The following is a 23,373-nucleotide window of genomic DNA, read 5'->3' as shown; positions in this document are numbered from 1 at the left end:
GGGTGTGCCGAAACTCACCCGTCGGCCGCGGCCACCAGCGATCGCAGCGTGATCGTCGGGTTGTCTCGCAGGAAGCCCTCCAGCCGCCACGGCGTGGAGAACAGGACCAGCATGACGCCGTCGGAGCGGGTCAGCACCTCGGCCGAGACCTGCTTGTTCATGAACTCCGCGTCCTCGGGATCCACGATGCGTGCCACCTGGTAGGGCAGCGACTCCAGGGTGATCGCGGCGCCGATCTCGGTTTCCATGCGGTGCGCGGCCACCTCGAACTGCATGGGGCCGACGGCGGCGAACACGGGCGCCTGCTCACCACGCTTGTCCGAGCGCAGAACCTGCACCACGCCCTCTTGGTCGAGCTGCTCGATACCCTTGCGGAACTGTTTGTGCTTGCTGGGATCCTTGCCGCGTACCACCGAGAAATACTCGGGGGAGAAGCTCGGGATCGGCGGGAACGTCACCGGCAGATCGCGATAGAGCGTGTCACCCGGACGGAGTGCGGCGGCATTGGCCAGGCCGATCACATCGCCGGGCCAGGCATCGTCCAGCGTGGAACGCTCCCGGCCGAACACCGACTGCGCGTACTTGGTGACGAACGGCTTGCCGGTACCGGCGTGGGTCAGCACATCACCGCGCTCGAAGGTGCCCGAGCACACCCGGGCGTAGGCGATCCGGTCACGGTGTGAGGAGTCCATTCCGGCCTGCACCTTGAACACGAACGCGCTGAACGGCGCGTCCACCGGGCGCGGGTTTCCCTCGACGTCGACGATTGGGCCCGGCGGGGGCGCGAGGTCGACCAGCACGTCCAGCAGCTGGTTGACCCCGAAATTCAACGCCGCGGAGGTGAACAGCACGGGGGAGGACTCGCCGGACAGGAAGGTGTCGCGGTCGTAGTCCGAGCCGTCCATCGACAACAGTTCGGATTCCTCGACGGCGGTGTCCCAGTCGCCCTCGGCCGCGGCATACGCCTGATCGGCCGGGATGTGTTCCTCCGGGGCGGCGGTCGCGCCACCGGCGGTACGGGTGAAGCGGATGTAGTGACCCTTGCGGCGGTCCATCACACCCTTGAAGTCACCGGCGATACCCACCGGCCAGGTCAGAGGGGTGGTGCGCAGCCCGATGCGTTCGTGGATCTCGTCCATCAGCTCCAGCGCGTGCCGGCCCGGGCGGTCCCACTTGTTGATCACCGTGATGATCGGGATACCGCGGTGCTTACACACCTGGAAGAGCTTCAGGGTTTGCGGCTCAAGGCCTTTGGCGGCATCGATCAGCATGACCGCGGCATCGACGGCGGTGAGCACCCGGTAGGTGTCCTCGGAGAAATCGGCGTGCCCGGGGGTGTCGAGCAGGTTGATGACGCAGTCGCGGTAGGGGAACTGCAGGGCGGTCGAGGTGATCGAGATGCCGCGGGCCTTCTCCATCTCCATCCAGTCCGAGACGGTGGACTTGCGGCCCGCCTTGCCGTGGATGGCGCCCGCCTCGTTGATCACCCTGGCGTGCAGGGCCAGCGCCTCGGTCAGCGTCGACTTACCGGCGTCGGGGTGGCTGATCACCGCGAAGGTGCGCCGACGGGCGGCCTCCTGGCTGATCCGGGCGGCGGATTTGGTGTCGGCGGTGGTCACGGCATTCTCGGTCATCTCGGTATCGATGATATTTGCCCAGGTCGATAAACCGATAATCGTAGGGCTGCGCCTCTGCGTGTTCCTCTCGGCCGCCGACGTCCTCGACTACTTGAGGCGCTGTGAATTAGATCAAGATCGCCCCGCTGGCTCGCCGCCTTTGTCACCATGACCCGGTGAAGAAAAGGGTCGCGGCGGTCGTCGCGGGGGTGCTGGTGGTCTTGCTCGTCGCGGTGGTCGCGGCCACGCCATGGGCCTACAAGAACTACGTCCAGGGCCCGCCCGCGCCGGTGTTGGCCTTCGCCGCCGCGGCCCAGCCCGGTGGCGGCGCGTTGGACGGCACGTGGACCGTGCAGCCCGGGTCCCAGGTCGGCTATCGGGTGCAGCAGCAATTGCTCTGGGAGACAGTCGATGTTGCCGGGCGTGGCGACACGGTCACGGGCAACGCCCAGATCGAGGACTCCCATGTGCGGTCGTTGAAGTTCACTGTCGACGTGGCAGGCCTGGAAACGGGAAGTTCGGGGAGCGATGAGAAGTTCCGCAGCGCCGACGCGTTGGAGACCGACACGTTCCCGACCGCCGAATTGGTCGGCAACGTCCCCACCGATGTGTCCGCGATACCGTCCGACGGCAGCTCGACCCGACTGGAGGTTCCGGTTCAGCTGACCATCAAGGGGGTCACCCGCCCGGAGACCGCGCAGGTCGATGTGCGGCGCAACGGCGACCGGGTGGAGGCGGTGGGCACGGTGCCGGTGCGGCTGCCCGACTTCAACGTCAGCCCGCCGAAACCGTTCGCGTCGTTGTTGGAGGTGCAGCCGGCGGCGGTCATCGAGTTCCTGGTGTACCTGGCCAAGAGCTGAGGTCAGCCGAGCAGCCGCGACCACCAGCGTTTCGGTTCCTGCGTGCCGCGCCGCCGGACATAGGGCCACGGATTGTTGCGCTCGGGCACCGCTTCGGCGCGCACCTGCTTGAGCTGGGTGCGCAGTGCCGCGCGCACCCTGTCGAGCGACGGGTCGTCCCAGCGATTGACGGCCTCACCCGGGTCGCCGGTCAGATCGTAGAGCTCCCACTGATCGTCGAGGACGTCGCTGCGGTAGCGCTGTGCTCCTCGCCCGGTATAGGCAAGCTGACGGACACCGGGCTCGGTCCAGGTTCCGGGGTCGTCGAAGGTGCGCACCAGCTTCCACAACCGGCCGTCGACCCGGGCCACCAGGCCCTCGAAATTGCCCGCCACGTCGACGGGCACCCGGATGCGCAGCGGTGCAGGCGGATTGACATCGCGACCCAACTGGCGGGCCAGGCCCGACGCGCCCGAATCACCCTCCAGCACATTGTCGCGGGTCAACAGGTACACCGCGCGGTCCTCGTCGGCGGGCGCCCCGTCCACGACCGGCATCAGATCCCGGCCGGGCAGCGGATGCACTTCGCTGAAGGTGCGGGCGAGTTCGGTGGCCACCGATGCGACGTCCACCCCGGCGGCACCGAGCAAAGTCGGTACCAGATCCACATGTGAGGTGGGTGCCGCCACGGTGCGCGCCGCGGTGGCGCCGGCACCGATTCGGGCGATCACGAACGGCACCCGCGTCGCTTCGTCGTAGAGGTTGAACCATTTCTGGTGCAGTCCGCCGTGCGCGCCCAACAGCTCGCCGTGATCGGAGGTGCGCACCAGGACTGCCTCGGACGAGCCCTCGGTGATGGCTCTGCGAACCCGGTCCAGCGGGCCGTCCACCTCGGCGTGCAGCCGGTAGTAGAGGTCGCGGTACTGCTGGGCCTTGGTGCGGTAGGTGCGCCGCACGGCACGCGAGGGTCCGTATCCGGAGAAGTAGGCATCGCGGAACGCGGCCTGGGCGGCCGGCTTGTCCGACAGGTCCTCCGAAGCGGTGGGGGCCGCAGGCACGTGCGGCGGGTCCGCGTGCGATGCCGCCAACGGGTTGCGCCGTGACCAGGCCGGGAACAGCACGATGTCATGCGGATTGACGAAGCTGGCCACCAACAGGAACGGCGTCGACGCCGCGGGATCACCGGCCCGCCGACGGGCGTAGCGATCTTCGAGCCACGCCACGATCCGGTCGGCGACCAACGGATCGCGCCGAAAACCGCTGTTGGCCATGGCCGCTCCGTGCGGTTCGGGACCCACCCAGCCCGAGAAGCCGTACGGGTCCAGCGGGTCGGCGTCCAGGTAAGCCCGTACCGTCGCCTCGTCGACGGCGCCGTTGTCATCGTTGGTCGCCAGGATCTTCCCGGTGGCCGGGTCGGTCAGATCGGCATGGGAGATATGCCATTTGCCGTCGTAGTGGGTGTCATAGCCGGCCGCCCGGAACCAGTTGCCCAGCGTCGGGACCTCGCCCCGGCGCAGCCAGCGCAACCGCGAGTCGTCGTACCGCTTGCCCAGCCCGTCGGTCTGGGTGACACCGTGCAGGTCGGGGTAGTGCCCGGTGAACAGCGTCGGACGACTCGGCACGCAGGCCAGCGAACCGGTGTAGTGCCTGGCGAAGCTGACGCCGTTCTCGTCGAACCAGCGCCGACCGGTCAGCATCCGTTGCCGCCAGTCCAGGACTTCGTCCGACTCGTATGGCGGGATCGCGCGTTCCTCGTCGGTCATCAGGATGACGATGTCGGGCCGGTTCATGACGTCATCCAACACCCGAATTCTTGGGATCGGTAGCGAAAACGCGTCGATGTACTTGTGCCATGACGACGCCGGACGAGGCGGCGCCCCACGAAAGGAAGAACCGATGAACGTGATCCCCGCCCAGCTCCAGGACCTCACCAAGCGGGTCGAGCGCACTCCCGCGTTGGCCATTGCCATCTTTTCGGGCCTGAGTGTGCTGTGGTCGGTGTACCGGCTGCTGTGGCTGGTGTACGCCGGGTTCGCGCTGTCCGGCTTCGGGTTGTCCCCGATCTCGCTGATCATCTCGGCCGTGGTGTGGATCGCGGTGGGCGTGACCTCGGCGCTGGTGGCCTTCGCATTCTGGACCAGGTACAACACCGCGGAGCAGAACCCGGCCGAGTAGACCGCTGACCACCGCCGGCGGGGAACTCAGGTTCCCGCCGGCGGTGTGCTGGCAGAGTGTCCTGGCAGAATCGTCAGATGCCGCCAGGACAGCTGCCGCCCGACCAGCCGCGCGACCCGGCGACGCGGCGTATCCCCAGGCCGGTGCGCCCGGGTGACCCGCACAGCCCCACTCAGCGGATCCCCAGGCCGGAGCCGCCGACGCAGCGGATACCGCGATCCGAGCCGCCCACGCAGCAGCACCGCATACCCGAACCGGCGACCCGCAAGATCCCGGTCCCGCCACCGCCGCCGATCCCGCCGCCACCCATCCAGAAGCTGCCGCCGGGACCGCAGCCACCCGAGCCGAAGCCCGCCCGCAACCGTCAGACCATCGTGCTGACCGCGGTGATCGTGATCGCCGCCTTGGTGGCCGTCCTGGCCGGTGCGGAACTCTTCGCCAGGTACCGCGCGGGCACCGTGCTGTCCGGCATCACCGACTGCCTGGTCGAGGACACCGCCGAGGTCTCGTACTCGGTGACACCGCCCTTCCTGTGGCAGTACCTGACCGATCACTACACCGACATCTCGGTGGTCACCACCGGTGACCGCGTCCAGGCCGCCAAGGGTATGACCGCCGACGTGACGCTCAGCGATATCGAGCTCGCGGACTCGGCCAACTCCAAGGGCACCATCGGCAAGGTGACCGCCCACCTCTCCTGGACCGCCGAGGGCATCAAGCAGACCGTGCAGGAGAACCTGCCGGTCGTCGGCAATCTGGTGACCGCGGTGCGGACCGACGCGAACGCGGGCACCCTGATCATGGAGGCCGCCGGGGGAACCACGATCACCGCCAAACCCGAAGTGCGCGACGGTAATCTGGAACTCACCGTGCAGGATGTCGCCGGAGCGTTCGACAAGGCCACGGTGCAGACCGCGCTGAGCGAGCTGACCACCAAGCTCAACGAGAACTATCCGCTCGGTATCAAGGCCGATTCGGTGAAGGTCACCAAGACCGGTGTCGACGGAACGTTCTCCAGTACCGACGCGACCATCCCGTCGGGCGAGAACGACGCCTGTTTCGCCGATCTCTGACCTCAGCGCAACACCGGCAGGTGCCGTCTCCTGGCCCGCATCGCCCGGCGGACCCGGGAGCTCACCGAGGTGTGGTTCTCGCCGGGGGCGATCGTCAGGTAGATCCAGCCCAGGCTCTGCAGGAAGTCGGACCTGTCGCGGGCGTCGGCTCGTTCGCAGTCGATGCCGATCCGCAGTGTGCGCCATCCCATGTCCAGCACGGCCTCGTCGAAACCATCGGTGACGTGAATCCTGCTGTGCGGCGGCCGAAGCCCCACATCGGAGAGCATCAGCCGGACCCGTGTCTCCTCCGGTGTCAGGGCGCCGGGATCGATCTCGGCGGCGGTCAGAAGTGCGGTCCGGATACCGCGTGCGCCTGGGTAGCGATCCGCCAGCTGCGAGATGTCCTCCCGGGTGGTGCCGGCTGCCGCGCAGAACCGATCCAACAGCATGACTGCGGCATCCCGGGGATGGTGGCGTGCGATATCCAGCGCCGTGCGCGCCGGATTGGTGCGCGGGAGTCCGTTCCAGATCCCGATCTCGTCGATCGCGATGCGCTCATTGCGGATGATCAGCCCGTCGGGATGCTCGGTGCGACGGGCGATGAGTTCGATGGGGTCGGTCGTGACCGCCCACGGCGTGCTGTACATGACCGCGGCGGTGCGGCCGGCGATGATGCCGGTTCGGCCGCTCCACAACCAGGCCGCCCGTGCGCGGACCTCCAGCGTCAGCTCGGTGCCTTTGGCGACATAGATGTTCGGCAGGATTGCGGTGTATCGGGCCCGCAGGACACCACGCGTCATCATCCCACCGGCGAGCGCCTCGCTGCCCACAAACGGTTCCATGACGGGATGGTGCGTGCCGCCACCGACAAACCCGCGCGCTCGCGCCTACCCGCTGTGGATAACCACGGCCCGGGCGGGGGACCGTCTGAAACTGCTTGGGCGAGATCGGCGTGAGGGTTGCGGTTTTGTCCGTCACCGCGGCGCATCCACGACCCTCACGCCGATCTCGCCCAAGCGTCGTGACGCATACCTGCCCTGACACCGGTAGTGAACACTTTTCGAAATCTGCCTGGTCTGCGCGACGAGCGGTGCTACACACGATGCAGGGGACCGAAGGAGTGAGCTGTGTTCGATCTGTTGATCACCGGCGGAACAGTTGTCGACGGCACCGGTGCGGACCGGTTCACCGCCGACGTGGCAGTCAAGGACGGACGCATCGTCGAGGTGCGCCGCCGCGGCCATGGCGACCCGCCGCTGGCCGGCGCGGCCGCCGAGACCATCGATGCCACCGGCAAGATCGTCGCGCCCGGCTTCGTCGACATCCACACCCATTACGACGGACAGGTCAGCTGGGACGATGTGCTCGAACCGTCGAGCAGCCACGGTGTGACGACCGTCGTCGCCGGTAACTGCGGGGTGGGTTTCGCCCCGGTGCGGCCCGGTCAGGAACAATGGCTGATCGAGCTGATGGAGGGTGTCGAGGACATTCCCGGCACCGCGCTCACCGAGGGCATCACCTGGGGCTGGGAGAGCTACGCCGAGTACCTCGATGTCATCGGCCACCGCGAGCTCGCCGTGGACATGGGTAGCCAGATCGCGCATGGGACGGTGCGGGCCTACGCGATGGGTGAGCGCGGAGCCCGCAACGAACCGGCCACACCCGAGGACATCGCGGCCATGAGCCGAATCGTCCGGGAGGCGATCGAGGCCGGGGCCCTGGGCTTTTCGTCGTCGCGGACGCTGGCGCACCGGGCCATGGACGGCGAACCGGTGCCGGGAACCTTTGCCGCCGAGGATGAACTGTTCGCCCTCGGGCGGGCCACCGCGGTCGGCGGCGGTGCGGTCTTCGAACTGGCCCCGCAGGGTGCCGCCGGTGAGGACATCGTCGCCCCGCGCAGGGAACTGGAATGGATGCGCAGGCTGGGCGAGGAGATCGACTGTGCGTTGAGCTTCGCGCTCATCCAGGTCGACGCCGACCCACAACTGTGGCGCGAGCAGCTCGACCTGTCGGCCGCCGCGCATCAGGCGGGCAGTCGGTTGTATCCGCAGGTGGCGGCCCGCCCGTTCGGCATGCTGCTGGGCTTTCCCGGCCACCACGCCTTCACCCACCGTCCCACCTACCGCGCGTTGAAGGCGTCGTGCGGCCGCGAGGAGCTGGCCGCCCGGCTGGCCGAACCGGCTGTGCGGCAGGCCATTCTGTCCGAAGAAGATCTGCCGATCGACCCGAACGTGCTGTTCGACGGCATGTTCGCGCTGGCGCAGTACTCCGGTGACCGGTTGTATTCGCTCGGTGAACCGCCCGACTACGAGCCCACCCGCGACAAGACGGTGGCCGCCATCGCCGCCGACCGCGGCCAGGATGTGCTGGCCGCCATGTACGACCTGATGCTGGAGGCCGATGCATCGAACATGCTCATGCTGCCGATGTTCAACTACGCCGACGGCAATCACGACGCCATCCGGGAGATGATGACCCATCCCGCCGGGGTGCTCGGGCTCTCCGACGGTGGTGCGCATTGCAGCATGATCTGCGATGCGTCCTATCCGACCTTCCTGCTGACGCACTGGGCACGTGATCGACACCGCGGCGAGAAGCTGCCGCTGGAGTACGTTGTTCGCAAACAGTCCCATGACACCGCGCAGCTGTTCGGGCTCACCGACCGCGGCGTCATCCAGACCGGAAAGAAGGCCGATATCAACGTGATCGACCTCGACGCACTGACACTGCACGCACCGCGGATGGCCTTCGACCTGCCCGCCGGCGGGCACCGGCTGGTCCAGGGCGCGTCGGGCTACACCGCGACGATCGTCAACGGCGTGATCACCCGACGCGACGGCGTGGACACCGGTAAGCGGCCGGGCCGGTTGCTGCGCGGGACCCGCTGATGCGGATACCGCTGATTGCTGCCGCGCTGGCGTTCGCGACGATCGCCCCGGCCGCCGGTGCCGATGTGCTGAGCCCGCTGCTGCCGCTGGTGGATGCCGCCGCACAGCGGTTGCAGACCGCCGACCCCGTTGCGGCTTCCAAATACCTGACCGGCGGTGCGATCTCGGACCCACCGCGCGAACAGCAGGTACTCGACGGGGTCGCCGCCGCCGCTCAGCAGCAGGGGACCGATCCCGGCTATGTGCGCGAGGTCTTCCGCGACCAGATCGACGCCTCGGTCTCGTTGCAGCACAGCCTGTTCGCATACTGGAAGATCGACCCGGCGGCCGCACCCGTCACGGCCCCCGACCTGGCGGACACCCGCGCGAAGATCGACACGCTGAACCAGACCATGGTCGCCGAGATCGGGCACCGATGGCAGGAACTGCACAACCCGTCGTGTCCGGCAGAGTTGGCGGCCGCGGTCGACGAGGCCGCACGCAACCGCAGGCTGGACCCCGTGTTCCGACGCGCGTTGGAGTACGCGACACACGACTACTGCCGCTGAGATTCAGCGGGCGCTGTTGATGTCGTTCTTCAGTGCCTCGGCCTCGGTCCCGAACACGGCCTGCACATTGTTGCCGACCTCGATGACGCCGGCCGCGCCGAGACTCTTCAACCGGGCCTGATCCACCTTCGACGGATCCGCGACCTCCATCCGCAGGCGCGTGATGCAGGCGTCGACGTTGACCAGGTTGCCCCGGCCGCCGAATGCGGCGATGACCTGCTCGGCGCGCGATGCCTCGGCACCGGGATCGGAACCGGTGCCGGCGACCACCGCGGTGGGGGATCCGGTGCCCGCACCGACATTGGCGGCCTCCTCGGCGACGAACTCATCCTCGGGCTCGCGGCCCGGTGTGCGCAGGTTCCACCGGGTGATGGCGAACCGGAACAACAGGTAGTACACGACGAAGAACACCAGGCCCATACCCACCAACAGCGGGATGTTCTTGGCCGCCGGGGCTCCCCCGTAGAGCAGGAGATCGATCAGGCCCGCCGAGAACGAGAAGCCCAGATGGATGTCCAGGGCGTAGGCGATGGCCAGCGATAGACCGGTCAGCACCGCGTGGATGACGTACAGCGGGAACGCGACGAACATGAATGCGAACTCGAGCGGTTCGGTGACGCCGGTGAGAAACGCCGTCAGCGCCGCCGCGGACAGGATGCCGACGGCGACCTTGCGCTGCTTCTTGTCGGCCACATGGATCATCGCCAGCGCCGCGGCAGGCAGACCGAACATCAGGATCGGGTAGAAGCCCGCCGTCAGGTGTCCGCCGGTGGGATCGCCCGCGGCGAAGCGGGTGAGCTCGCCGGTGACGACACCGTTGGGGGTGTCGTAATCGCCGTAGAGGAACCAGATATAGGAGTTCGGGATGTGGTGCAGACCCACCGGGATGAGCATCCGATTGGCGAACCCGTAGACGAACGCACCGATCGCACCGGAGCCACCGATGAACTGACCCAGACTGGTCAGCCCGGAGTCGAAGAGCGGATAGAAGTAGCTCATCGCGAACGCCACGAAGAGACTGGCCAGCGACACCACGATCGGGACGAACCGCCGACCCCCGAAGAAGCCGAGATACGAGGGCAATTCGATGGTGTGGTACTTGTCGAACAGCCAGGCGGTCAACAGGCCGATGACGATGCCGCCGAAGACGCTGTAGTTGATCTGGGCCTGTTCGCCGGCCTTGTCGAGCACACCGGCGAGGACGAACGGCGACATGGTCTCGAAGACCTTGTCCATCACCAGATAGCCGACCACGGCGGCCAACGCGGTCGATCCGTCGGCCTTCCTGGCGAAACCGATCGCGACACCGACGGCGAACAACAACGCCAGATTGTCGAACAATGCGCCGCCGGCCGCACTCATGGCCTGGAAGAACGGCCCGACCACCGGCGCCTCGATGCGGCCCAGCAGATCCGGCTGGCCCAGCCGCAACAGGATGCCCGCCGCGGGGAGCACGGCGATCGGCAGCATCAGGCTCTTGCCGAGCCGCTGGAGTTGTGCGAACCCCGGGATGCGGGGACTGTTCTGCGGTTTGGTCGACCCACCCATTCGCGGCAGCTTAGCCCCAGAGACCGCAATCCAAGGCCGTGTTCGGCAACGCCCGAGGTGCGCCGCTCGTAGTGTTGCAACCATGACGACAAACGTGCTGGCGCCGGTGGCGGGACGCGCCGTCGCCCTGGCCGATGTGCCCGATCCGGTGTTCTCCCAAGGCATGGTCGGCGTCGGCGCCGCGATCGACCCGCCGCACGAGATCGTCGACGCCGTCGCGCCGGTGTCGGGCAAGCTGCTCAAACTCATGCCGCACGCCTTCATCGTGCTGACCCCGGACAACGTCGGCGTGCTGGTGCATCTGGGCCTGGACACCGTGGCGCTCAACGGCGAGGGTTTCACCACCGTGCTGCAGGAGGGCGTGCAGGTCACCGCCGGTGAGGTCGTCATCACCTACGACATCCCGGCGGTGGTGGCCAAGGGGCTCAACCCGATCGTGCCCGTGGTGATCATGGACGAGCGTGAACCGGGCAATATCGCGGTGACCCCGCCGCTGGGGGCCCACCTGACCGCCGGGGCCGGACTGTTCGTGGCGACCAGCTGATGGAGGTCGTCATCCTGCCCGACGCCGCCGCGATCGGCGGCGTCGCCGCCGACGCCATCGGTGCGCTGCTGGATCGCAAGCCCGATGCCGTGCTCGGGTTGGCCACCGGGTCATCGCCGCTGTCCATCTATGACGAGCTGGCCACCCGCCATGCCGCGGGCGGGCTGTCGTTCCGGCAGGTCCGCGGGTTCACCCTCGACGAATACGTCGGTCTGCCCGCCGACCACCCCGAGCGCTACCGCAATGTCATCGACACCGTCTTCGTCGACCGGGTGGACTTCGCCGACGGTGCCGTGCAGGGACCCGACGGCCTGGCCGAGAACATCCCGGCGGCCTGCGCGGCATACGAGGCGGCCATCGCCGGCGCGGGGGGAGTGGACCTGCAGATCCTCGGGATCGGCACCGACGGGCACATCGGGTTCAACGAACCCGGTTCCTCGCTGGCCTCGCGCACCCGGATCAAGACGCTGACCGAACAGACCCGCCGCGACAACGCCCGTTTCTTCGGCGACGATATCGATGCCGTGCCCACCCACTGCCTGACCCAGGGGCTGGGCACCATTCTCGAGGCGCGGCACATAGTGCTGGTGGCCATCGGGCGCAGCAAGGCCGAGGCCGTGCACCACCTGGTGGAGGGTGCGGTCAGCGCGATGTGGCCGGCCACCGTGCTGCAGCATCATCCGCACGTGACGGTGTTGCTCGACGATGGTGCCGCTCGCCGGCTGCAGCTCGCCGAGTACTACCGCGAGACCTACCGGTCCAAGCCCGACTGGCAGGGCATCTGAGTGCTGCTGGTCGCCGATACCCTGCTGACCGGTGCGCAACTTCTGCGCCCGGGGTGGATCGATATCGCCGGGGAAACGGTGCGCGCCACGGGTTCCGGTGCTCCGCCCAGCGCGCCCGACCGGGTGCTGGGCGCGGTCACCGTGGTGCCCGGATTCGTCGACACCCACGTCCATGGCGGGGCCGGCGCCAACTTCACCGCAGGCAGTACCGAGCAGACGGCCGCGGCAGTCGATCTGCACCGCAGGCACGGCAGCACCACGATTGTCGCCTCGCTGGTCACCGCGGCACCCGATGAGCTACTGCGCCAGGTCGGCGCACTGGCCGGCGATGTGCGGGCCGGACTGCTCGACGGTATCCACCTGGAAGGTCCGTGGCTTTCGGAGTTGCGCTGTGGTGCACACGAACCCGCATTGATGCGCGATCCGGACCGCGACGAGGTGGCCCGCGTACTCGATGCCGGGGCGGGCTGCATCCGGATGGTGACGTTGGCCCCGGAACGCCACGGCGCGCTCGCCGCGATCGCCCAACTCCGGTCGGCGGGCGTCGTGGTGGCCGTCGGGCACACCGAGGCGACCTACGCCCAGACCCGCGCGGCCATCGACGCCGGCGCGGGAGTCGGCACCCATCTGTTCAACGCGATGCGGCCCATCGACCGTCGCGAGCCCGGCCCGATCATCGCGCTGCTGGAGGATGACCGGGTCACCGTCGAGGTCATCACCGACGGGGTGCACGTCGACCCGGCGATCTACCGGCACATCACGCGAAGTGCTGGGCCGCAACGGGTATCGCTGATCACCGATGCGATGGCCGCCACCGGGATGGCCGACGGTCGGTACGAGCTGGGTCCGCTGGGGGTGCAGGTGCGCGATGGGGTGGCCCGGGTCGCGGGTACCGAGACGATCGCCGGCAGCACCGCCACGATGGACCGGGTGTTCCGGTTCGCCGTGACCCACAGCGGGTTGGCCCGCGATGCGGCGTTGTGTGCGGCGGTGGCCCAGGCATCGGTGAATCCGGCGCGCGCGTTGGGGCTGCCCGACGCGCGGCTGGTGGCCGGGGCGGCCGCCGATCTGGTGGTGCTCGACGCCGATCTCGCGGTGACCGGTGTGCTGCGCCGTGGCGGTTGGGTACTCGACCCGGCGGGCGGGGATGCATGATGGGGGCATGCCCGAACACCCCGAACTGAATGTGCTGGGCGGCCCGTTGGAACCGTGCGGCAGCGACCCGGTCACCGGCTTCTACCGCGACGGCTGCTGTTCCTCCGGTCCGGAAGACGCAGGGATGCACACCATCTGCGCCGTGGTGACCGCCGAATTCCTGGAACATCAGCGGTCCATCGGCAATGATCTGAGCACCCCCATGCCGCAGTACCGGTTTCCCGGTCTGGTGCCAGGGGATCGCTGGTGTGTCACGGCGGTCAACTGGTTGCGCGCCTACCAGGATGGATTCGCCGCACCCGTGGTGATGGCGTGCACCCATGAACGCACGCTGAGCATCGTGCCGATCGAGGTGCTCGCCGAGCATGCCGTCGATGTGCCCGACGACGCGAGCGATCTCTAGGTGAGGTAGCGGTCCCGCCAGCGTTCGAACCGGTTGCGCGGACGCTGGGCCTCCGACAGCACGGTGCTCATCGGCGTCGCGGTGTCCTTGGCGGCGCGCGAACGTTCCGGCTCGGGCACGTCCTCCCACCAGATCGGCTGCAGCAATGCGGAAGTGATGGGGATGGCCTTGTCCACCCGTTTGTGCCCCCACCCGCAGGCCCGGTCGATCGAGGCCGTCGACGGCGCCAGGTTCAGCGGCGACAGGGTGGGCGCGAACCGGACGATGTGATCGGAGTAGGGCAGGTTGCGCACCATCTGCAACTGGATCGCCTGCGCGATCGGGGCGAGCCACAGGTGCCGCGGATCCCACTGCGGATGGAAACTGTCGAAGGCCAGATAACAGGCATTGCGGGTGCCCAGCCGGCCGTCGCGGATGCGCTTCCATGCCAACTCCACCGGCACATTGCTCGCGGTGCCGCCGTCTACGATGGCGCCCACGTCATGGGTGGCCAACATCTCGTCGAGGATCGGCACCATCGTCGGATCGCGCGTTTCATGGTGCAGCACACCGGGAATGGCCGAGGAGAACGACGCGGCATCGACGACATTGAGCTCGCGGGTCAACGCGTCACCGCCGACGACGATCGCCTTGACCACCCTGGAGTCGATGAACGCGGCCGCCTGCCACATCCGGGCCGCCACCTCGGGGCCCATGCCGATGGGCAGGAACGGCAGGGTGCGCATCCGCAGCACCGCGAGCTCTTGATGGCGGAACTTGGCGGGCAGCGCCGCGAACGGCTGCCTGCGCACCCCGGCCACCACCGCCTCGTAGGGGATGCCGAGATCGGACATCCGCATCTGTTCGCCGTCCTCGCGGGTGAACAAGCCGTGCGCGAACTCGTCGAACCGCAGGGCGAACATGCCGGTGAGTCCGTGCCGCCTGCGCAGCTCCTCGGAGCCGAGGATGGCGCGGTAGGACACCGTCTTGGCCCAGGCCACGTATTCGTCGATCGGCACGGGCAGCGACCGCGACATCACCGCACCGATGATCGACCCGATCGACGAACCGATCATGTAGTCGGGGACCTGGCCGGCCTCCAGCAGCCGTTGCATCCCGCCGATGTAGACGAAACCCGCGCCACCACCGCCGCCGAGGACCGTCACCAACTTCTTGTGGCCGATCTCGGCGTCGAGTTCACGCTGGGAGAACCGGGCCCCGTGGCGTTCGGCGAGCGCGCTGCGCTGCTCGTCCTGGTCATCGCTCAGGGCGTCGAGGATGTGGCGGGCATCGGTCAGCGCGCGGGCGGCATCGCGGTCCTCGCGCAGCGGGCCGTGCAGAGTGTTGGCCACCCTGGCGCGCCAGTTCGCCAGTTCGGCGCCCACCGAGACATCGCCCCGGCCGCGCGTGCCGCCCGGGCCCGCCGCGCCGGGCTCGAAATCGGATAATTTCGCGAAGTTCAGCAGATAGCGCAACCGGCGCAGCTGTTCGTCACTCAGCACGCCCGGGGTGGCCAGGTGCAGCCGCACCAGCCGGTTCTCCATCTTCTGCAACACCAGCGCCGGGTCATCGGTGGGCAGATCCGCGTCCTGGGCCTCGTCGTTCTCCAGCTCCTCGGCCGAGTCGGCAATGGCCTCAGCGACGGGCGCCGGTTCCGGGCCACGCCGGTCGAGGAACGGTATCTGCACCACGTGACTCTAGGCCGAACCGTTGCGTGAACCGACGTAGGCGAGCAGTGCCGCGTCGTCGGAGGTGAACCGGTCGACCTCCTCACCACCGTCGCAACGCAGCAGGGCGATGGTCAACCGTTCGCCGGAGCGGGCCACCACCTGCCAGTGCGCACCGGAATCCTCCCACCTGCGCAGCTCTTCGACATGATCGCGGATCATGCCCCTACCATCGCACCACCGGCGCAGCGGTCCCCGGCCAGGTATGTAGCCGACCCCGGATCGGCGCTGTTGGGTAGGCTCGTGCGTCAAATGATCGAGACTGACGAGCCGCTGCCGATCCTGCCGCGCGAGCTGACCGACATCCCCGAGGACGTCCGCCTGGTCGGGCCCCCGTTGACGCCCACCGTCGCGCCGCCCTACGGCGTGCGTCTTGTCGATCCCGACGCCGACGCCGAGTTGATCTCGCAGTGGATGAACCTGCCGCACCTGGCCGAGGCCTGGGAGTACGCGTGGCCGCCGGAGCGCTGGCGGGGATACCTGAAGGCCCAGCTGGCGGGTACGTTCTCCCGTCCGTTTCTGGCCAGCCGCAAGGGTGAGGACATCGGTTACGTCGAGATATACCGGGCCGCCAAGGATTCCATTGCGACGCGGTACGCGGCCGACCCCCATGACCTCGGGGTGCACGCGGCGATCGCCGACACCCGACTGGTGAATCGCGGTATCGCACCGCTGATCCTGCCGAAGCTGATGGCCGATATCTTCGCTCAGGAACCGCAGTGCCGACGGGTGATGTTCGACCCCGACCACCGCAACACCGGGGCCCGTCGACTGGTCGAGTACGTGGGCTGCACGTTCCTCGGTGAGCACCAGATGTCGAACCGCAAGATGGCCCTGTACGTGTTTCCCCGCACGCCGGCAGATATCCCGGATCTGCGCTGAGCGCCGTGCTTTTCGGCTAGCCGGTCGAGGTGTTCATCATCTCGGTGTAGCCGTCGTGATCGGGTTTCATCGCGGCGGCGACCAGTTCCCAGAGCACCTCGTCGGTCCCGCCGCCGACACGAGCCAGCTTCATATCGCGCCACCACCGACCCAGCGGTGTCTCGTCGACCAGGTATCCGGTGCCGCCGAAGATGTGCATGCATTCGGAGACCACCTCTTCGCCGAGGCGGGCCGCGCACACCTTCATCGCGGCCGCGGTGCGCAGGTCCAGTTTGCCGCCTGCGGCGATACCATTCAACGCGTGCCGCAGCATGTCGACCCGGGCCTGCAGGTCGGCGACCCGCATCCGCAGTGCCTGGTGCTCGTAGAGGGTGTGCCCGAACTGACGGCGACTCATCATGCGCGCCAGGGTGATTCCCAGTAGGCGTTGGCAACTACCGGCGATCTGCCCGGCCACCGACATCCGTTCATGCGCCAGACCCCACGAGATGGCGGCCAGCCCGGTGCCCGCGCGGGCGATCAGCGCATCGGCGGGCACCCAGGTGTCGATGTGTACCGCGGCGGTGTCCAGTGGCCCGGCGCCGACCTTCTTGTACGGCTGCTGGACCTGGACGCCCGGATCGCGGAGCGGGACCGCGATCACCACGACATTGCCGTGCCTGCTGTCTGAATCATTGTCGATATTGCGCGCCACCGTCATGACGTAATCGGCGATGGGGGACAGCGAGACGAACTTCTTGATACCGGTCACCTGGAAGCCCTCGCCGACCGATCGAACGGTCGTGCCGACGATCTGCAGGTCCGAGCCGCCCGATTCCTCGGAGGCGCCGACGCACAGCACCACCTCGCCGCGGATGGCCTGCTCGCAGATGGACTTCAGGTGCGGGGTGCGGCCGAATCGGCGTAACAGCGCGATGGCCGAATCGTGCAGGCTCACCCCGACCGCGATACCGGCGGACCCCAGCTTGCCCAGCCGCAAAGCGAGCGCGATCACCTTGGCCACGTCGGGCTGCTGGTCGGTTCCCCATTTGGCCTCGAAAACGCCTTCGCGACCCAGGTATTCGATGAGTTCCCGAGGAAAGGTGTCGGTGCGCTCGGCCTCGGCGGTCCAGTGTCGCACCCGGTCGTCGAACACCCTGTCCAGCAGGTGTTCGAACTCGTCGAGTGTCGCCGCCGGTGATTCGTCGACCATCGTCACTGTCCAGCACCTTCCAGATTGCGTTTGACTTCCAGCCGCCGCAACTTGCCCGAGGATGTGCGCGGCAGCGATCCGGGCGCCAGGAAGACGATATCGGCGGGGACGACCCCACATTCGGAGGCGATCAGCGACACCATGGCGGTGCGGGCCGCCGGTTCGTCGGCACCCTTGAACTCCGCGGCGATCACCAGACCTGACCTGGTGGCCGGGCCGTCGGTGCCGACGGCGACCACCGCGCCGGCCCGCACACCGTCCACCCGCGCGGCGACATTCTCGATCTCGGTGGGGAAGATGTTGCGTCCGGCGACGGTGATGATCTCCTTGGCGCGTCCGCAGATCACCAGATCGTCGTCGAGCAGATAGCCGATATCTCCTGTCGGGAACCAGCTTCGACCGTCCAGAGGTGATTCGCCGAGGTAGCCGTGCATCATCGAGGTACCGCGGATCTGCACCTCGCCGACCTCACGGTCGGCGACTCCGCCGGAGTACTGCTCGGCTGCCACGATCCGAATTTCCATGCCAGGGATGGCGGGTCCCAGCACGGCGTGGGTGCGCCGGTATCCGCCGTCGTCGGTGACGACCTGGATCTCGTCGACCCGCAATCCCTGCCCTGGGGCGGGAACGGCCACCGCACAATTGGATTCGGCAAGACCATAGGACGGTGCCAGTACACCGGGGCCGAGTCCGAACCGGGCCATCTCCTCGGCGAAACGCCGGCTGCCCGCACAGTCGACGGCCTCACCGCCGTTGAGCGCGAACCGCAATGCCGAGAAGTCGGCGTCGCTGACCAGGCCGGAGTACTTGCCGATGATGTTGTAGGCCATGTTCGGCGCGGCGGTCAGGGTGGCCCGGGATTCGGTGATCCATTTCAGCCAGCCGAACGGCTGGGCGGAGAACGCCGTGGTGGGCGCCTGCCACAGCTCGGCACCCGCCAGCGCCGTGGTCAGGACGAAGGACAGCCCCATGTCGTGATAGAGCGGCAACCAGGAGTGGCCGCAGTCGGTTTCGGTGACCCCGACCCTGGCGACCAGCGCCCGCAGGTTGGCCAACACCGCGGCGGGGGACAGCGCGGCGGTCCGCGGTGTCCCGGTCGAACCGGCCGTGCCCTGCAGCACTGCGATACGGGCGTCGCCGACGGCGCCGTGATGGGTGTGGGAGCGCTGCGCGTGCGCGACGGCGGCAACGTCGTGCACGGTGATATGGCTGTCGGCGGCGCTCAGCTCGCGCAGCGGGGCGCCGTGGCTGAAGACCGTGCGCACCCCGATACCGGCGAATCGGTCCAAAGTGGCTCGCGCCCAACGCTTCGGGTCGGCGCCGCGGACCGGGCCCGGCAGGATCGACACCGCAGCGCCGGCCAGGAAAGCCCCCGGGATGGCCGAGATGAACTCGACGGTGGGATCGCCGACCAAGCCGACCGCGGGTGCCTCGTCATCACAGATCCGGGCGGCCACGTTCTCGGCGCGCGCGTGGATCTCACCCCACGGGTGGCGGTTCCAGGTGCCTGCAGCGGTGTCCAGGACGGCCAGCGCGCGGTCGGTCGAGGTCATCGACTCGCGTAACGCCTGCGCCAGGACCGATGGCGCTGCGCTCACGGGTTGGCCTGCGCCGAAGGGATTTTCGCCATGACGACCTGCTCCAGGTCGCCGAGGGTCTCGCAGTTGAGCAGGTCCTCTTCGTCGAGTACCGCGCCGAGACGGTCCTCGATCGCGACCATGCCGACCGCGAACGCCACCGAGTCCATGCCAGCGTCGTCGACCAGTCGCGAGTCGCGGCTGAGCCGGCTGACGTCGATGTTGAGGTCTTCGCGCAGGATTGCCAGGAGCTGGGGATCCACTGCGTCGGACTGTGAGATTTCCATGTCGGGCGACCCTACACCTGAGATTTTACTCAGGGTAGGCTTACCTGATGTGCTATCCGTCGCGGAGGTGTGCTCCGGTCATCTGACCCAGCCATACGGCCAGCAGACCGACCCCCACGCTGAGCACGATGTTGAGCGCCGCGGGCAGCCGGCGGGCATCCTCGGCGAGCCGTTGGGTCTCCAGCATCCAGGTGGAAAACGTGGTGTAGGCACCGACGAACGCGGTGCCGGCCAGCAGTGCGGCATTCGGGCCGAGTGCCAGCGTGCTCAGCAGGCCCAGCAGCCAGGCCCCGCTGATGTTCACCGTGAATGTGCCGATCGGGAAGCCGATCCTGACGTGCCGGGACACGACGCGATCGACCAGCATGCGGCACACCGCGCCCACGCCGCCGATCAGGAACACCCCGAGCCAGACGGTCATGGCATGCCCCGCCTCGCCAGCACCGTGCACAGGTGCATCACCGCCAACCCGAGCGCGATGCTGATGATGCCGTAGCCGGCGGCCAGCGCGTACTGACCGTGCTCCAGCATCGTCACCGTCTCCACCTGCATGGTGGAGAACGTCGTCAGGCCCCCGCACAACCCGGTGCCCAGCAGCGATCGCCGGTAGTCGGTGGCCGCCAGTCGGGTGGCCACCACCCCCAGCAGCGCGGCCCCGACGATGTTGACGATGAACGTCGCCCACGGCCAGTGCCCGGGCGGTACGGCCAGCACGTGCACCAGGCCGGCGCGCGCCAGGGTGCCGATACCGCCGCCCACGAAGACCGCGGCCAGTTCCCGTCGATCGGTGAGCGCCACTGACAGAGTATGTAGCGTGATCGTCCGCCCGATAAGGTCGGCACACCATGACAGCCCAGGTTCCTTCCCCGGTGCGGGTTTGCGTCATGGGGCCGTTGCGGGCATGGGTCGACGGCGCACCGGTGGATCTGGGTGGCCCGAAACAACGGTCGGTACTGCTGCGGTTGGTGCTCGCCCACGGTGAGGTGGTCTCGGTCGACCGGCTGATCGAGGATCTCTGGGCAGGAGAGCCACCGCCGAAGGCATTGGCCGCGCTGCAGGCCTACATCTCGCATCTGCGCCGGGTGCTCGAACCCGGCCGTGAGCGCCGGGCGCCCGCACAGGTGATCGTCAGTGCTGCGCCCGGCTATTGCCTGCGGTTGCCCGACGGCGCCGTCGATGTGTGGGCACTGGAGGCCGGTTACGGTTCCGCGGAACGCTCGCCCGCGCAGCCCCATGAGCAAGCCGAGCGGCTACAGGATCTGGTGCTGGCCTGGACCGGTGATCCCTATGCCGAAGTGCGCGATGCCCTGTGGGCCGCTCCCGAGGTCGCCCGTCTGGCCGAGTTGCGGTTGGCGATGGTCGAGGCGCACGCCGCCGCCCAAGCGGCACTGGATAATCACGCCGCCGTGGTGCGCGCGCTCGAACCCGTCGTGCGTGAGCACCCGGCCCGGGAGGCGGCGGCCTGCCTGCTGGCCTCGGCGCACTATCGCAGCGGCCGTCAGGTGGCCGCACTGGACGTCTTGCGCCGCACCACCGGCTACCTCGTCGACGAACTCGGCCTGGAACCGGGCCGGGCGGTGCGGGACCTGGAACGCGACATCCTGCGTCAGGCCGATCATCTCGAACCGATCGAGCTGGAACCGGTCGCGGTGGCGCCGCAGCACGAGGTGCGGACGAACACCGCGCTGCGCGGCCGCACCGTGGAGCTCGCCGAGCTCTCCGGTGCCGCGACCGCCGCGGCAGGTGGTCTGAAGGTGGTGTGGATCGGCGGCGAGGCCGGGGCCGGCAAGACGACACTGGTCGATGCGGCCGCGAACCGGCTGCGCGAGGCCGGCTGGGTGGTGGCCGCCGGACGCAGCCCCGAAGTCGACGGTGCCCCGCCGGGTTGGGCGTGGACCGAGGTGCTGCGCGTGTTCGCGGCGTCGTTGTCCGTCGAGCAGGCCGACGCACTGGCACCGCTGCTGCACACCGGCGGGCCGGTCGGGGAGATCGGCGCGTTCTGGACCGCGCATGCGCTGGCCGATGTGTTGGAGCAGGCGGCCGGACGAGCGCCGCTGCTGGTCGTCCTGGACGACCTGCATCGCACCGACGGTCTGACCCTGGAATTGCTGCGGCTGACCGCCGACCGGCTGGCCGCCCAGCCGGTGCTGGTCATCGGCACTTACCGACCATCCGAGGCCGGTGCCGAACTCGGACAGGCCAGGGCGGCGCTTGCCAACCTCACCGCGGCACACATACTGCTCGACGGTCTCGATGACGCGGCGCTGACGCAGTTGGCGACCGACTCCGGCCTGGTGGCGGTGACTCCCGAGACGCTGCGGCTGCTGCGCGAACGCACCGGCGGTAACCCTTTGTTCGCACGGGAACTCGTCCGGTTGATGGTCGCCGAGGGTATCGACGCCGCACACGGGGGAGTGCCTGCCGGGGTCGGTGATGTGGTGCGCCGCAGGCTGGCCCGGTTGCCACCGCAGACCGCCACCGCGTTGCGTCAGGCCGCGGTGCTGGGGCGCGAGGTCGATATCACCCTGCTCGGCGAACTCGCCCGCAGCGATGACGATGCATTGCTCGACGCGCTGGAGCCCGCCGTCCTGACCGGTCTGGTGGAAGAATCGGCACCGGACCGGATTCGTTTTGCGCACAACCTCATTCGTGACACCCTGTACGACGATATGTCGGTCTTGCGGCGGTCCCGGCTGCACGCCGCGGCGCTGCAGATGTTACGCGGGCGCAGTGCCGATGCCGCATCGCTGGCATACCATGCCGTCGCTGCGGCCACAGCCGACACTTCCATGGAGGCAGCGGATTTCGCGATGAATGCGGCGGCCGAGGCCGATACCGTCGGTGCCCCGGCCGAGGCCGCCAGGCAATGGCGGAGTGCGGTGCAGATGTTCGAACTCGCCGGTGCCGACCAGGCGACCGCGACAGCGGCGCGCTGCGGGCTGATCGCCGCACTCGCCCAGGCCGGCGATGCGCTCGGCTCCCGCGAGGAGCTGCACCGCACGATGGCCGCGATCGGGCACGACGACGCGCTGGCCGTGCGGGCGCTGACCGCGTCGACCAGCCCACTGGTCTGGCGGGTGCGGGCCGGGGATCAGATCGACCCGGTCATCATCGGTCCGCTGCGCCGTGTGCTGGATCGTGAGCGGCGCACCCCGACCCGAATCCGCCTGCTGCTGACCCTGTTCACCGAACTCGAGGGTGTCGAGCACGAGGCCGCGCTGGCCGCCAGTACCGAGGCGCTAAAGCTGGTCCGCGGGATCGATGACCGTCGGCTGTTGCTGGCGGTGCTCAACGTGCGGGCCTTCGCATGCCTGGGACCCGATCTCGCACAGGAGCGGGAAAACGTTCTCGCCGAGATGCTTTCGGTGGCCGAAGAGCTCGACGCCGTGGACTACCAGGCGGTCGCGCACTGGTTCGCCTTCCTGGATGCCTCCGGGCGATCGGATCTGGCCCGCGCCGCCGCACACGTCGACCAGGCCGTCGCGCGGGCAGGAACCGGACAACTCGGCTTCCTGCTCGGTGTCCTCGACGCCTTCGGCGCGCAGCTGGCGGTGCTGGCCGGGCACACCGACGAGGGTGAACGCGGTTATGTCGCGGTATCGGCGAAGCTGGCCGAGTACGGCGTCGCCAACGGCGCCCATATCGGGATCGTCGGGCGGGTCAGCGCGAACCTGGTCCGCGGCAGCCTCGCGCCGATGGCCGACGAACTGGTCGCGGTACATCGTCACGTGTCCAGGATGATCGCCGACGGCGCCGTGATCGCGTTGCATCAGGCCGGCCGACCGGACGAGGCAGCCCAGATCTGGACCGAGCGGATACCCAACGAGCGATCGTTCTATTTCGTCGCGATGGCCACCCTGCGCGCACACGCCGCGGTGCTGGTCGGCGACCTCGACGTGGCGGTGCGCACCGCCGAGGAGCTGCGGCCCTACTCCGGCCGGTTCGCCGGGCTGGACAACGGCACGCTGCTGACCGGCCCGGTCGACGATGCGCTGGCCGCCGTCGCCGAGGCCACCGGCGACCACCGTCGCGCAGCGGACTATCGGCGGGCCGCCGCCGAGGTGACCGACCGACTCCGCGCGGCAGCCCAGGCCCTGCTCGACTGAATGCTCGCGCCGAGAGTGACGTAAAGGCACAGAATTGCCCGAGAGGAGCGGCCGTAGCGTCACTCTC

The 23,373-nt window shown here is 68.5% G+C and carries 22 protein-coding genes; 11 read left to right on the top strand and 11 right to left on the bottom strand.

The features are described 5' to 3' along the window. Positions 1-14: 14 nt before the first annotated feature. Positions 15-1,634 (bottom strand): peptide chain release factor 3, encoded by a 1,620-nt coding sequence (locus IC40_RS0116960; RefSeq protein ID WP_030135895.1) that lies wholly within the window; start codon positions 1,632-1,634, stop codon positions 15-17. A 158-nt stretch (positions 1,635-1,792) separates the two neighbouring features. On the opposite strand from IC40_RS0116960, the gene IC40_RS0116955 reads away from it, so the two are divergent. Further along, entirely contained in the window at positions 1,793-2,476 is a 684-nt protein-coding gene (locus tag IC40_RS0116955) for a YceI family protein (protein ID WP_030135894.1), read from the top strand. Positions 2,477-2,478: 2 nt separating this feature from the next. Here IC40_RS0116955 and IC40_RS0116950 read toward each other — a convergent pair whose 3' ends face one another. Continuing rightward, positions 2,479-4,245, bottom strand: coding sequence for a sulfatase-like hydrolase/transferase (locus tag IC40_RS0116950; protein ID WP_030135893.1), 1,767 nt, complete (start codon positions 4,243-4,245; stop codon positions 2,479-2,481). Between the two features lie 106 nt (positions 4,246-4,351). Here IC40_RS0116950 and IC40_RS0116945 point away from each other — a divergent pair, with 106 nt between their 5' ends. Together IC40_RS0116945 and IC40_RS0116940 are read left to right on the top strand one after the other, a co-directional pair. Then, positions 4,352-4,630 (top strand): hypothetical protein, encoded by a 279-nt coding sequence (locus tag IC40_RS0116945; RefSeq protein ID WP_030135892.1) that lies wholly within the window; start codon positions 4,352-4,354, stop codon positions 4,628-4,630. Positions 4,631-4,707: 77 nt separating this feature from the next. Continuing rightward, entirely contained in the window at positions 4,708-5,703 is a 996-nt protein-coding gene (locus tag IC40_RS0116940; RefSeq protein ID WP_030135891.1) for an LmeA family phospholipid-binding protein, read from the top strand. Positions 5,704-5,705: 2 nt separating this feature from the next. Here IC40_RS0116940 and IC40_RS0116935 read toward each other — a convergent pair whose 3' ends face one another. Beyond that, a complete protein-coding gene (locus tag IC40_RS0116935; protein ID WP_030135890.1) occupies positions 5,706-6,527 on the bottom strand; it encodes a hypothetical protein in 822 nt (273 codons plus the stop codon). Between the two features lie 285 nt (positions 6,528-6,812). On the opposite strand from IC40_RS0116935, the gene IC40_RS0116930 reads away from it, so the two are divergent. Both IC40_RS0116930 and IC40_RS0116925 read left to right on the top strand, forming a co-directional pair. Continuing rightward, positions 6,813-8,573, top strand: a complete 1,761-nt coding sequence (locus IC40_RS0116930) for an N-acyl-D-amino-acid deacylase family protein (protein WP_030135889.1) — start codon at positions 6,813-6,815, stop codon at positions 8,571-8,573. Continuing rightward, entirely contained in the window at positions 8,573-9,121 is a 549-nt protein-coding gene (locus IC40_RS0116925) for a chorismate mutase (RefSeq protein ID WP_030135888.1), read from the top strand. Before IC40_RS0116930 ends, IC40_RS0116925 begins: the two co-directional genes overlap by 1 nt. A 3-nt stretch (positions 9,122-9,124) precedes the next feature. Here IC40_RS0116925 and IC40_RS0116920 read toward each other — a convergent pair whose 3' ends face one another. Further along, positions 9,125-10,669: a PTS transporter subunit EIIC gene (locus IC40_RS0116920; RefSeq protein ID WP_030135887.1), complete on the bottom strand. Its 1,545-nt coding sequence runs from the start codon at positions 10,667-10,669 to the stop codon at positions 9,125-9,127. 82 nt (positions 10,670-10,751) lie between these two features. Between IC40_RS0116920 and IC40_RS0116915 the strand changes: the two genes are divergently transcribed. Genes IC40_RS0116915 through IC40_RS0116900 form a run of 4 tightly spaced genes read left to right on the top strand, consistent with a single transcriptional unit; the run spans position 10,752 to position 13,556 of the window. Next, positions 10,752-11,213 (top strand): PTS sugar transporter subunit IIA, encoded by a 462-nt coding sequence (locus IC40_RS0116915; RefSeq protein ID WP_030135886.1) that lies wholly within the window; start codon positions 10,752-10,754, stop codon positions 11,211-11,213. After that, positions 11,213-11,998: a glucosamine-6-phosphate deaminase gene (nagB, locus tag IC40_RS0116910; protein ID WP_030135885.1), complete on the top strand. Its 786-nt coding sequence runs from the start codon at positions 11,213-11,215 to the stop codon at positions 11,996-11,998. The genes IC40_RS0116915 and nagB overlap by 1 nt, the downstream gene beginning before the upstream one ends. Continuing rightward, positions 11,999-13,153 (top strand): N-acetylglucosamine-6-phosphate deacetylase, encoded by a 1,155-nt coding sequence (gene nagA, locus IC40_RS0116905; RefSeq protein ID WP_030135884.1) that lies wholly within the window; start codon positions 11,999-12,001, stop codon positions 13,151-13,153. Positions 13,154-13,160: 7 nt separating this feature from the next. Then, positions 13,161-13,556, top strand: coding sequence for a DUF2237 family protein (locus IC40_RS0116900; RefSeq protein WP_019514492.1), 396 nt, complete (start codon positions 13,161-13,163; stop codon positions 13,554-13,556). On the opposite strand, the gene IC40_RS0116895 is transcribed toward IC40_RS0116900, so the two are convergent. Together IC40_RS0116895 and IC40_RS0116890 are read right to left on the bottom strand one after the other, a co-directional pair. Continuing rightward, positions 13,553-15,223: a patatin-like phospholipase family protein gene (locus IC40_RS0116895; protein WP_081843475.1), complete on the bottom strand. Its 1,671-nt coding sequence runs from the start codon at positions 15,221-15,223 to the stop codon at positions 13,553-13,555. The genes IC40_RS0116900 and IC40_RS0116895 overlap by 4 nt on opposite strands. A gap of 9 nt (positions 15,224-15,232) precedes the next feature. After that, positions 15,233-15,424, bottom strand: coding sequence for a hypothetical protein (locus tag IC40_RS0116890; RefSeq protein ID WP_030135882.1), 192 nt, complete (start codon positions 15,422-15,424; stop codon positions 15,233-15,235). A 90-nt stretch (positions 15,425-15,514) separates the two neighbouring features. Here IC40_RS0116890 and IC40_RS0116885 point away from each other — a divergent pair, with 90 nt between their 5' ends. After that, the gene (locus tag IC40_RS0116885) at positions 15,515-16,144 is read left to right on the top strand and encodes a GNAT family N-acetyltransferase (RefSeq protein WP_030135881.1); all 630 of its coding nucleotides are present in this window, start codon (positions 15,515-15,517) and stop codon (positions 16,142-16,144) included. A 16-nt stretch (positions 16,145-16,160) separates the two neighbouring features. Here the strand turns inward: IC40_RS0116885 and mbtN are convergent, their stop codons facing one another. Genes mbtN through crcB (IC40_RS0116860) form a run of 5 tightly spaced genes read right to left on the bottom strand, consistent with a single transcriptional unit; the run spans position 16,161 to position 19,998 of the window. Further along, complete coding sequence (gene mbtN, locus IC40_RS0116880) at positions 16,161-17,336, bottom strand: mycobactin biosynthesis acyl-ACP dehydrogenase MbtN (protein WP_030135880.1); 1,176 nt, start codon at positions 17,334-17,336, stop codon at positions 16,161-16,163. A gap of 2 nt (positions 17,337-17,338) precedes the next feature. After that, positions 17,339-18,913 (bottom strand): long-chain-fatty acid--ACP ligase MbtM, encoded by a 1,575-nt coding sequence (mbtM, locus tag IC40_RS0116875; protein WP_081843474.1) that lies wholly within the window; start codon positions 18,911-18,913, stop codon positions 17,339-17,341. Positions 18,914-18,930: 17 nt separating this feature from the next. Beyond that, positions 18,931-19,200 (bottom strand): acyl carrier protein, encoded by a 270-nt coding sequence (locus tag IC40_RS0116870; RefSeq protein WP_030135878.1) that lies wholly within the window; start codon positions 19,198-19,200, stop codon positions 18,931-18,933. 52 nt (positions 19,201-19,252) lie between these two features. Next, the gene (gene crcB, locus IC40_RS0116865; protein WP_030135877.1) at positions 19,253-19,621 is read right to left on the bottom strand and encodes a fluoride efflux transporter CrcB; all 369 of its coding nucleotides are present in this window, start codon (positions 19,619-19,621) and stop codon (positions 19,253-19,255) included. After that, on the bottom strand, positions 19,618-19,998 hold the full coding sequence (gene crcB, locus IC40_RS0116860; RefSeq protein ID WP_030135876.1) for a fluoride efflux transporter CrcB: 381 nt from the start codon (positions 19,996-19,998) through the stop codon (positions 19,618-19,620). The genes crcB (IC40_RS0116865) and crcB (IC40_RS0116860) overlap by 4 nt, the downstream gene beginning before the upstream one ends. A gap of 47 nt (positions 19,999-20,045) precedes the next feature. Between crcB (IC40_RS0116860) and IC40_RS0116855 the strand changes: the two genes are divergently transcribed. Then, complete coding sequence (locus tag IC40_RS0116855; protein WP_030135875.1) at positions 20,046-23,306, top strand: ATP-binding protein; 3,261 nt, start codon at positions 20,046-20,048, stop codon at positions 23,304-23,306. Positions 23,307-23,373 lie beyond the last annotated feature (67 nt).

It is taken from the genome of Mycolicibacterium neoaurum ATCC 25795 (genome assembly GCF_000691525.1).
GTDB lineage: Bacteria > Actinomycetota > Actinomycetes > Mycobacteriales > Mycobacteriaceae > Mycobacterium > Mycobacterium neoaurum.
Note: the sequence above shows the minus strand (reverse complement) of the source record. Positions and strands in the feature narration are given on the sequence as shown.

Excerpts from the sequence above, each read along its gene's own strand:
- IC40_RS0116925 (WP_030135888.1), top strand. The coding sequence starts at position 8,573 with ATGCGGATACCGCTGATTGCTGCCGCGCTGGCGTTCGCGACGATCGCC.
- IC40_RS0116900 (WP_019514492.1), top strand. The coding sequence starts at position 13,161 with ATGCCCGAACACCCCGAACTGAATGTGCTGGGCGGCCCGTTGGAACCG.
- IC40_RS0116940 (WP_030135891.1), top strand. The coding sequence starts at position 4,708 with ATGCCGCCAGGACAGCTGCCGCCCGACCAGCCGCGCGACCCGGCGACG.
- IC40_RS0116915 (WP_030135886.1), top strand. The coding sequence starts at position 10,752 with ATGACGACAAACGTGCTGGCGCCGGTGGCGGGACGCGCCGTCGCCCTG.
- IC40_RS0116870 (WP_030135878.1), bottom strand. The coding sequence starts at position 19,200 with ATGGAAATCTCACAGTCCGACGCAGTGGATCCCCAGCTCCTGGCAATC.
- IC40_RS0116935 (WP_030135890.1), bottom strand. The coding sequence starts at position 6,527 with ATGGAACCGTTTGTGGGCAGCGAGGCGCTCGCCGGTGGGATGATGACG.
- nagB (WP_030135885.1), top strand. The coding sequence starts at position 11,213 with ATGGAGGTCGTCATCCTGCCCGACGCCGCCGCGATCGGCGGCGTCGCC.
- IC40_RS0116920 (WP_030135887.1), bottom strand. The coding sequence starts at position 10,669 with ATGGGTGGGTCGACCAAACCGCAGAACAGTCCCCGCATCCCGGGGTTC.
- mbtN (WP_030135880.1), bottom strand. The coding sequence starts at position 17,336 with ATGGTCGACGAATCACCGGCGGCGACACTCGACGAGTTCGAACACCTG.
- IC40_RS0116945 (WP_030135892.1), top strand. The coding sequence starts at position 4,352 with ATGAACGTGATCCCCGCCCAGCTCCAGGACCTCACCAAGCGGGTCGAG.
- IC40_RS0116855 (WP_030135875.1), top strand. The coding sequence starts at position 20,046 with ATGACAGCCCAGGTTCCTTCCCCGGTGCGGGTTTGCGTCATGGGGCCG.
- IC40_RS0116960 (WP_030135895.1), bottom strand. The coding sequence starts at position 1,634 with ATGACCGAGAATGCCGTGACCACCGCCGACACCAAATCCGCCGCCCGG.
- crcB (WP_030135877.1), bottom strand. The coding sequence starts at position 19,621 with ATGACCGTCTGGCTCGGGGTGTTCCTGATCGGCGGCGTGGGCGCGGTG.
- IC40_RS0116885 (WP_030135881.1), top strand. The coding sequence starts at position 15,515 with ATGATCGAGACTGACGAGCCGCTGCCGATCCTGCCGCGCGAGCTGACC.
- IC40_RS0116950 (WP_030135893.1), bottom strand. The coding sequence starts at position 4,245 with ATGAACCGGCCCGACATCGTCATCCTGATGACCGACGAGGAACGCGCG.
- IC40_RS0116890 (WP_030135882.1), bottom strand. The coding sequence starts at position 15,424 with ATGATCCGCGATCATGTCGAAGAGCTGCGCAGGTGGGAGGATTCCGGT.